At 43.3% G+C, this 8,943-nt stretch carries 8 protein-coding genes and 1 pseudogene; 5 read left to right on the forward strand and 4 right to left on the reverse strand.

Annotation, left to right across the window (positions count from 1 at the left end; translation table 11 throughout):
• The 3 genes and pseudogenes from F6K49_RS31345 to F6K49_RS31355 form a co-directional block, all read left to right on the forward strand.
• A pseudogene (locus tag F6K49_RS31345) lies at positions 1–218 on the forward strand (hypothetical protein); the annotation flags it as partial.
• Positions 178–315, forward strand: coding sequence for a DUF4351 domain-containing protein (locus F6K49_RS31350; RefSeq protein WP_293102940.1), 138 nt, complete (start codon positions 178–180; stop codon positions 313–315). The pseudogene F6K49_RS31345 and the gene F6K49_RS31350, both read left to right, overlap by 41 nt.
• Before the next feature lie 8 nt (positions 316–323).
• Positions 324–494, forward strand: a complete 171-nt coding sequence (locus F6K49_RS31355) for a hypothetical protein (protein ID WP_293026229.1) — start codon at positions 324–326, stop codon at positions 492–494.
• Between the two features lie 28 nt (positions 495–522).
• Here the strand turns inward: F6K49_RS31355 and F6K49_RS31360 are convergent, their stop codons facing one another.
• Positions 523–726, reverse strand: a complete 204-nt coding sequence (locus tag F6K49_RS31360) for a hypothetical protein (RefSeq protein ID WP_293026231.1) — start codon at positions 724–726, stop codon at positions 523–525.
• 114 nt (positions 727–840) lie between these two features.
• Here F6K49_RS31360 and F6K49_RS31365 point away from each other — a divergent pair, with 114 nt between their 5' ends.
• Together F6K49_RS31365 and F6K49_RS31370 are read left to right on the forward strand one after the other, a co-directional pair.
• Positions 841–1,092 (forward strand): AbrB/MazE/SpoVT family DNA-binding domain-containing protein, encoded by a 252-nt coding sequence (locus F6K49_RS31365; RefSeq protein WP_293026233.1) that lies wholly within the window; start codon positions 841–843, stop codon positions 1,090–1,092.
• Positions 1,093–1,101: 9 nt separating this feature from the next.
• On the forward strand, positions 1,102–1,527 hold the full coding sequence (locus F6K49_RS31370; protein WP_293026235.1) for a putative toxin-antitoxin system toxin component, PIN family: 426 nt from the start codon (positions 1,102–1,104) through the stop codon (positions 1,525–1,527).
• A gap of 127 nt (positions 1,528–1,654) precedes the next feature.
• Here F6K49_RS31370 and F6K49_RS31375 read toward each other — a convergent pair whose 3' ends face one another.
• The 3 genes from F6K49_RS31375 to F6K49_RS31385 form a co-directional block, all read right to left on the reverse strand.
• Positions 1,655–6,034: a caspase family protein gene (locus tag F6K49_RS31375; protein ID WP_293102943.1), complete on the reverse strand. Its 4,380-nt coding sequence runs from the start codon at positions 6,032–6,034 to the stop codon at positions 1,655–1,657.
• Positions 6,035–6,250: 216 nt separating this feature from the next.
• On the reverse strand, positions 6,251–6,457 hold the full coding sequence (locus F6K49_RS31380; protein ID WP_293030451.1) for a hypothetical protein: 207 nt from the start codon (positions 6,455–6,457) through the stop codon (positions 6,251–6,253).
• A gap of 174 nt (positions 6,458–6,631) precedes the next feature.
• Positions 6,632–8,943: WD40 repeat domain-containing protein (locus F6K49_RS31385; RefSeq protein WP_293030448.1), on the reverse strand; the 2,312-nt coding region annotated here is incomplete at its 5' end.

The raw sequence follows: 8,943 nt of genomic DNA on the forward strand, positions 1-8,943 counted from the left end.
CTGGGATTCTAGCAGGGCTATTATTAAAGAGGGACTTGATTAACCAGGTTTTACGCACAGATATCATGCAGCAGTCTGTAATTTATCAAGACATTAAGGATGAAGGCCGTCACGAAGGGGAACAATCTCTTATACTCCGCCTTCTCGCACGTCGCATTTCTAGAAGTGTCCCCAGAAATGCGAGCGCAGGTTCAAGCCTTATCCCTCCCTCAGCTTGAAGCTTTGGGGGAAGCGTTGTTGGACTTTACGAAACCCGACGATTTGGATGAATGGATGCGTTCACTATCTGTTGCTGATAGCAAATCCGACTCGTAAGTTTAGCTTTGGGTGCGATTGGCCTACGGCCACGCTACGCTCCGGAAGCGTTTCGGCAAAGCCGACGCTACGCGAACGCAAAGCGTGGCCAAAGGCCTCAGCTTCCGCTAAAAGCGATCAGCCCTACAGAAATAGCTACGTTTAGCACACTACTTCTCAACCAAGATCAACTAAGTTAGCGTACGCTTCTTTTTCATGCTGCTCCCGCTAAGTGTTGATGGAAATAATATTAGCTAAAGCTCGCAGTGCATCATTAATTGATTTTTGATCTGGAAACATTTCAGCAACATCGTTATCTAACTTAACAATGTTGCTACCTTCCCTATATCTCTGAGCATATTTACCGCGTATGCCTTTGCTGAAATCGTATTCATCTAGCAGATCCTGATCTTGTTGATTCTTAATAGTCATTGTTCTCCTCGTATTTCCTTTTCTCTGGTGATGTAGCCAAACGAGCACGCTTTAAGCCTGATCGATTACTATTGACTTAAAGTCGGGTTTGCCGGATTATGGTTATTTGGAATTATGGAAGTCATCAAGCTAGGAAAAAAAGGTCAAGTCTCTATTCCCAAAGCAATTCTCAAGCGTCTAGGGTTAGAGGGTGAAACTATGCTACTGGTAGAGACTACTGCTGATGGTGGAATTATACTGCGTCCTGCGGGAGTGTATCCGATTGAGATGTATACAGAGGAACGGATTGAGGAGTTTTTATCAGGCGATCGCTTAACGAACGAAGAAGCCGAACAGCTAATGGGCCAACTTAAAGATGCTGAGTAGGAAAGATACATGCGCGTGTTCCTGGATGCCAATGTAATCTTTGCAGCCGCTATTAGTCCTGATGGTCGCTGTAACGTTTTGTTTGAGTTAGCTTCTGCTGGGTATTGTGCTTTGCTAACATCGCCTCACGCCTTGGAAGAAACACGGCGTAACATTACAGCTAAGTATCCCGAAGCTTTGACACGATTGGAAAGGTATTTAATCCTCAAACTAATTATTGTTGGAGAAGCACCGGTTTCACGAGTTAATTGGGCCATGGAGATGGGGCTACCTTGGAAAGATGCTCCTATTTTAGCGACAGCAGTAGAGAATAGGGCAGACCTTTTGGTAACGGGTGATAAGAAGCATTTTGGTTCGTTTTACGGTCAGATATTAGAGACAGTAACGGTGGTGGATCTACGAGACGCGATCGCACTACTTCTCAATCAAGATTAACGAGAGTGCGTTCGCGTAGCGTGACATGCAGGTCACGCTACGCGAACGCAAATTATTAGACAATTAAAAAGATCAGCCAATTGCAAAAAACACAATCGTGGCTACCAAAACTTTTACATCAAGGTAACTACTTGTTAATATTGTCGCAGAGATGGCGATCGCTCTCCTCAATATTGGGGTTATTCTCCAAATAGTCACGCACCCAATTGCAACCGCGTAGGAGCAAATAATCCAGGTTTAAATTCCACAGAATCACCTTTCCGTTACGACTAGTCCAGACAAGGCTATTGCCATCAGGACTGAAATCTACTATAATCTGTTCGTGATCTGTATACCCTTTCAGGGTACTCAGCAAAGCGCCGTTTCTTTCCCAGAGTTTTACCGTACCATCCCTACTAGCGGAGGCAATCATCTGCCCATCGGGGCTAAAGGCTACGCTATTGACGTCATCATCATGTCCTTGGAGGTCGCGCACAAAGGTTCCGTCTGGCTTCAAGAGACTGAGTTTAGGCTCACTACTTCCTAAGGCAATCATCTGACCATCGGGGCTGAACGCTACGCTTTTAACGTCATGTCCATATGCTGGCAGGGTGGTTACAAGGGTGCCGTCTAGCTTCTGAAGCAAACCTGGAACACTCCCAGCGGAAGCAATCATCTGACTATCCGGGCTAAATACTATATAAGTAGCATCAGGACCAAAGTCTTTGAGATTATGTATAAAGCTACCGTCTGGCTTCCAGAGCTTGATAACACCACTCCCCGCTGAAGCAATCATTTCGCCATTAGGGCTGAACACTACACTATCGACAGAATCGCTATGTCCTTTGAGGGTGCGTATTAAAGTCCCGTCTGGTTTCCACAGCTTTACCATTTTGTCGCTACTCGCCGAGGCAATCATTTCGCCATTAGGGCTGAACACTACACTATTGACAGAATCGCTATGTCCTTTGAGGGTGCGTATTAAAGTCCCGTCCGGTTTCCACAGCTTTATGGTTTTGTCCCGGCCTGCTGAGGCAATCATTTCGTCATTAGGGCTGAATGCTACGCTATTGACAGTATCCCTATGTGCTTTGATAATACCTTCTTTAGTGTTGTCCAGCTTCCAAAGTTTGACAGTACTGTCTGTGCTTGCCGAGGCCAGGGTCTTACTATCTGGGCTGAATGCTAGTCTGTGGACAGAACCGCTATGTCCATAGAGGGTGCGCTCCAAGGTGCCGTCCGTTTTCCAGAGTTTTACCGTTTTGTCCCAGCTTGCTGAGGCAATCATTTCGCCGTTAGGGCTGAATGCTACACTAGTGACATAATCGTTATGTCCTTTGAGGGTACCTATTAAAGTCCCATCTGGTTTCCACAGCTTTACCGTGTTGTCCTGGCTTGCTGAGGCGAGGGTGTTGCTATCTGGGCTGAATGCTAGGCTGTAGACAGAACCGCTATGTCCATAGAGGGTGCGTATTAAAGTCCCGTCTAGTTTCCACAGCTTTACCGTGTTGTCGCTACTCCCCGAAGCAATCATTTCGCCATTAGGACTGAACACTACACTATCGACATGTTCGCTATGTCCTTTGAGGGTGCGTATTAAGGTTCCATCTGGTTTCCAAAGTTGTACTTTTCCGTCAGCACGAGCCACGGCAATTCTCTTTTGATCGGGGCTGAATACTACACTCCGAACAACCTGAACATAAGGCCTTTCGTTCCCAGGCCGAAAGCCAGCATCTTTGAGAGTTTGTAGCAAGGTGCCATCAAGCCTCCTGATTTCGATATTGTCCCAATTGTCCGAACTTAACGACCAGGTAAGAAACTTACCCTCTTGGGTAGTGAAAACCCTTCCCCGCTGTTTTGAGTTGGCTTCTAAGATACCATTTCTGTTCCAAACTTTGACTGTACTATCTCCACTCGTGGCAGCAATCCGCTCACCATTAGGACTGAAAACTACGCTCATCACCCGACTGCTATGTTCTTCCAATCGGTTGCTTTCTCTTATACCATGCACCGCCTGTAGTAGTGTTCCTCTTACTTGATTTTGTAGCTGATTTTTTGGCTTGAATAACAGCAAAAGTGGTTGCTGTAGTGACTTTGCTGCCCTTAAACTATCGACCAAGGCTTGTAACTGGTTCGAGGGCAAGTTGGCTTCTGAGGCTTCTTGAGAAGCCCTAACTTGACCTATCAGCGCCTCCCTTTGAGCAATGAAAGATAAAATGGTCAACCCGCTCAATCCCAGCATTACGCCCAATGCAATTCCCCAATTCCTTTGGGTATTTCGCCGTCTTCGCTTAATACTTTGTTGTATAAATTCCGCTTCTACTTGGTTTAACCAATTGTTATTAGGAGATTTGAGTACTTCTTGATTTAATACATCTAAATAGGGGTTAGCATTCCAAAGAAACTTTGCTTGTTGCTGATTATTCCACTCTAAGGCGGATGGAGTTAAACGACGTTGTAATTCTAGATTTTTCTCTTGTTGAACCCAATGCCGTAGCTTTTCCCATCCCCGCACCAAAGCATCATGGGCTGGTTCTACATAAGGATTACCATCAGTATCTTCTCCTTTCACCAATAACCGTGCATTGGTAAAGCGCTCAATTACTTCCTTCACTAAACTATTTTTCTCTGGTGGATATTCCAATTCTGATAAAGGTACGCGCCTACGGGCTAACTCACCCCCAGTTAGGGCTACCATCCGCAGCATCACATGACGGATAACTTGGTCATAAGCGGGGTTTTCATTAACTAGCGCCTGATATTCCTGATCAGCCCTTTGAGTTAGCGATCGCATGACTCCCCCCAATTCCATATAATCGGCTTGAGTCAAAGCCCGATCAATAGTGATTCCTCTATATTGTGCCTGCCGTTGTCGTTTTAAATATTTTAAATAAAGTTCGCTCAAGGCAAAAGAAAGCAGGGGCAATGCTCCGGGCATATCCGCCACTTCATTAATCAATTCTTCTACAAGTTCGTAGGGCTGAAAATACATTACCCGTGCTTCTGCGGGTTTCTCAATCGCTTCCTTGAGTTCCCCTCGTGTCATCCCTGGTACAATAAATCGTCTGCTGTGCCAACGATTTTTAAGCACAGTATTTCCTACGTTATAGTCTGTGGGGACAAACTTTAAGCCAGCATCCCTGACTTGGGCTTCAAAGTCAGACCGTAGGGTTAATACTACCCGTAATTTATCCCCATGGGCATTTATGGCTGTGAGTATCTGTTGGAAAAACTCTTTACGCTCATCTAAGTTTTGACAGAGTGTAATAATTTCTTCGCTTTGGTCAATAAACAGTAATAACTTAGAATTGGGGTTATTTTTCGCCCAAACATCAATGGTCATTGCCAGGTTCTGCTCTGGGTTTCGTGGCTCAACATTAGGTAACTTAGCATTACATAGCACATTATTTAACCCTTGCAAGGGCGTCTCACCAGGACGGATGGGTGGCAAAATACACCATTTCTCGGTATTATCTTGCCGTAGTTTGGGAATTAATCCTGCCTTGACCAAGCTAGATTTACCGGAACCGGACGCACCCAACACCACTGTCAGGGGATTAGCTTTGACAAAATAGTCTAACTTTTCTACTAGTAATGTTCTCCCGAAAAACAGTGAACTGTGTTTCTCGTCAAAGGACTTTAAACCTCGGTAGGGATTTTGCGATGGATCTAACGGTGGTGCTGCTGGTAAATTGAGGGGATGTCCCGGGGAAAGGAAAATATACTCTCCCTTATCGTGTTTTTTGAGTGGGTGAATACCGGGAGTTTGTCGATGGCGAGATTCCTCCGTAGCTGGTTCAACCGCATCCCGCAAATACAAGTAGAGTTCCGTTGCAGTAATTACCCCATCTCCTGCAGGTTGTTCATTGGTAGCAGGAGGATAGATGTCAGCCTTGCCTGCAAGAGCCTCGATTAAGGCTGCGGCAAAGGGAGAATGGTTGCCTTTTTGACCGCGCTCCGTATTAAAATTGAAGGCATCTAAAGCTTTTTGGTCATAGGCAGCACTAGTGATTACCTGCCAAGCGGGGTCAGTAATAAAACGGTCATAACGCTCTTTATGGATCACCTCTGGTGCAGTTAATAAATCCCTAGTGCTTGACCAACGAAAGGCTCCCGCAAAGCAACAGTCAAGAATTCCCAGAAAATGACGACAGGGTAGTTTCTCCAAGGATTCTTGCAACTTAGCCATCGGTAAGTAAGTTTGAGTGGCATTCAATTGAGCATCTTGGGGAATTAAATAACCTGCCGGACCATCATCCCCATTCAGGGCAATGCCATGACCTGCAAAGTAAAATAGCAAGCGGTCATTTTCACCTACTTGTTCTGGTAGGATTTTGTCTAGAAATCGATTTAAGTTCTTGAGGGTGGCGAGTTCATTCAAGCACACCCAGACTTGGTAACCATGTTGTTTCCGCAACAGTTCCACCAGCTGTTTGGCATCATTCTCGGCATTCTGTAGGGGGGAAATACCGTTGGTATAATTATTGATGCCGATGACAAATGCCATATTTCTCGAAAATTCAGACATCAAGACAGTTCCCTTGTTAGTTGTTTATCTTTCGGTGCGATAAGCCCTACAGGCATAGCTGCGCTTACCGCACTACTTCTCAACGAAGATCAACTTTAGTGATCGCACTTCTATGCTCAGAGTTTTAATCAGGCGATCGCACTTTTGTGCTAAGAGTTGTGACAAGGCGATCGCTCTTGGGATCGAGATGAAAGTTAACTGTGTTGATCGCTCAATCTATCCTCCACGTTTCTTGATTTCCTCTCGTACTATTTTGAGTCCATTCGTCTCATCACAACTTATCAAGAGCCCCTCTGCTTCTCGAAGTTTATCTATGGCTGTTGTCTTATCAGTATCAGCAATTTTCATAGCTTCATCGTACAACTTCTCAGCCTTTCGGTAGTCGGACATGTGGAGATTAGAGGGATAAATTGGTAGTGGCATATGCGTTTAAAATTGAGGTTGTAATAGTCAGGGGTTAATAGTAATATCTAATATTATCATAATCAGACGATTTCTTCTGTAAAAAATGTTTAAGCCTATCAGTATATCGGTTCAACCAACGAAATCCAATTTAACTTTTTTGGTATATTAGAATATATGAATAGGAGGTTTTAGTTAATTTTGCTGACAAATATTACTCTGATTGGCATTTGAGCTATTCTTCAAATAGTCATGCAGCCAACTGCAACTACGCCTGAGCAAATCATCCAAATCAAAATTCCAAAGAATTACCTTTTCTTCCAAGCCAGCCGAACCAATTATTTTACGGTCATTACTAAAACTGACATCATATATATAAGTATCATCCCCTGACAAGGTTTCCAACAGACTGCCGTCTAAATTCCAAAGTTTAATCGTTCCATCATTACTTCCTGAAACTAAAGTTTGACCGCTAGGGCTAAACTTAGCGTTTGAAAAACGGGTTTTGTTATCCTCAATACTTTCAATTAATTTGCCATTTAGATTCCAAATTTTTATAGTTCTGTCGCTGCTAGCGGTCACAATCATTGTACCGTTGGGACTGAAACTGACATCCAAAACTGGAGCTTTATGACCGAAAAAAGTTTTGCGTAATTTCCCATCCAAACCCCAAAGCTTCACTGTTTTGTCATCACTGACTGAGGCAATTGTTTTGCCATCAGGGCTAAAGCTAACGCTCCTAACCTCCGCATTATGACCGACAAAAGTTTTACGTAATGTAAACATATTATCGATATCCCAAAGCTTCACTGTTTTGTCACTATTGGCTAAGGCAATTTTTGTGCCATCGGGGCTAAAGCCCATACCTAAAACACTCGTTTTGTCCTCTTTCAGAGTGTTAATTAATTTACCGTTAAGGTTCCAGAGTTTTAGCGTCCCGTTCTTACTAACAGAAGCAATCATTTTACCATTGGGACTAAAGCTTACTTTTAATAGTCTCTGATTGTGTGCTTTAAAAGTACGCAACAACTTGCCATCTCTATGCCATAGCTTAACAGTACCATCCTCATTTCCTGAGACAATTACCTGACTGTCTGGGCTGAAACTAAGCCTAGTACCTTGTAAAATTGTCGGCGATACTATACCATGGCGACTCCAGATACTTACAGATTGATCGGTACTAGCTAAAGCAATCATTTTGCTGTCCGGACTAAAACTAGGTTGATTGATAGTTCCGTTAGTAATTTGTATATTTTGCAGCTGTTGAAGATCTTTTATACTCCAAATTTTAACTGTCTGATCGCTACTGGTAGAAGCGAGCATTTTACTATCCCGACTCACATCCAAGTAAAGTACATCATCGCGATGACCTCTAAAAGTGCCGATTTGTTGACCCTTGACATTCCAAAGTTGCACCGTATTATCAGCGCTAGCCGCCGCAATTGTTTGGTTGTCAACAAAACGTACTCCAAAGAATTTTTTAATATCTTTTATATTTTGGACTAGCTTATAGTTTTTTACATTCCAGATTTTGATAGTCCGATCCAAACTAGCCGAAGCAAGAGTTTGACCATCTGGACTAAAATTTAAATCCCTAACTTGATCTTTGTGTCCTGGAAAAGTTGAGAGTAGTTTGCCATTGTAATGCCAAAGCTTTACGGTATGCTTTCCTCTGGCATTGGTAGCAGTTGCTATAGTTTGATTATCCGGACTCAAACTAACAGCCGCCATTCCTTCTTTATCTGTTATCGATTTGAGCAATGTGAAAGTGTTATTACGCTGACGCTGCCACAGCTTTATGGTGTCATCAGAGCTAGCAGAGATGAGAAGTTGACCATCAAGACTAAAGCTAACACTAAAAACCTGGTCTTTATGCTTTTTAAGCCTTTGGAGTATTCTACCATCGTGCCGCCATAATATGATGGTCTTGTCCGCACTCGCTGAAGCAATCATCTTACCATCAGGGCTAAAAGCTACACTCATAACATCCCCATCATGTCCCTTTAGGCGGTTGCGCTCCCTCATATCGTAAACTACCTTTCTTAAAGCAAGGATAACTCGCATCTTGGTGTCTTCTCTAACCACAAATGGAACCGTACTTTTCAGATGTTCTCCGGCTTTAATACCTTCTATGAGTGCTTCTAACTCATGCTTAGAGGCTAAACGCTCTTCTGTTAAAGCACTAGAAGCTTCAAGAAATCTGTTTTGAGCATCAATAGTAGAATTAATTGCAACCCAAGTCGCACTACTTAATATTACAAATGCAACATTTAGCAGGCTCCAACCGATAATACTGTTTTTACGTCTTCGCTTAATACTTTGTTGTATAAATTCCGCTTCTACTTGGTTTAACCAATTGTTATCAGGAGATTTGAGTACCTCTTGATTTAATACATCTAAATAGGGGTTAGCATTCCAAAGAAACTTTGCTTGTTGCTGATTATTCCACTCTAAGGCGGATGGAGTTAAACGACGTTGTAATTCTAGATTTTTCTCTTGTTGAACCC

Source organism: Moorena sp. SIO3I6 (genome assembly GCF_010672095.1).

Bases quoted from the DNA above. Each gene is read 5' to 3' on its own strand.
- F6K49_RS31370 (WP_293026235.1), top strand. From the start codon at position 1,102: ATGCGCGTGTTCCTGGATGCCAATGTAATCTTTGCAGCCGCTATTAGT.
- F6K49_RS31365 (WP_293026233.1), top strand. From the start codon at position 841: ATGGAAGTCATCAAGCTAGGAAAAAAAGGTCAAGTCTCTATTCCCAAA.
- F6K49_RS31375 (WP_293102943.1), bottom strand. From the start codon at position 6,034: ATGTCTGAATTTTCGAGAAATATGGCATTTGTCATCGGCATCAATAAT.
- F6K49_RS31380 (WP_293030451.1), bottom strand. From the start codon at position 6,457: ATGCCACTACCAATTTATCCCTCTAATCTCCACATGTCCGACTACCGA.
- F6K49_RS31360 (WP_293026231.1), bottom strand. From the start codon at position 726: ATGACTATTAAGAATCAACAAGATCAGGATCTGCTAGATGAATACGAT.
- F6K49_RS31350 (WP_293102940.1), top strand. From the start codon at position 178: ATGCGAGCGCAGGTTCAAGCCTTATCCCTCCCTCAGCTTGAAGCTTTG.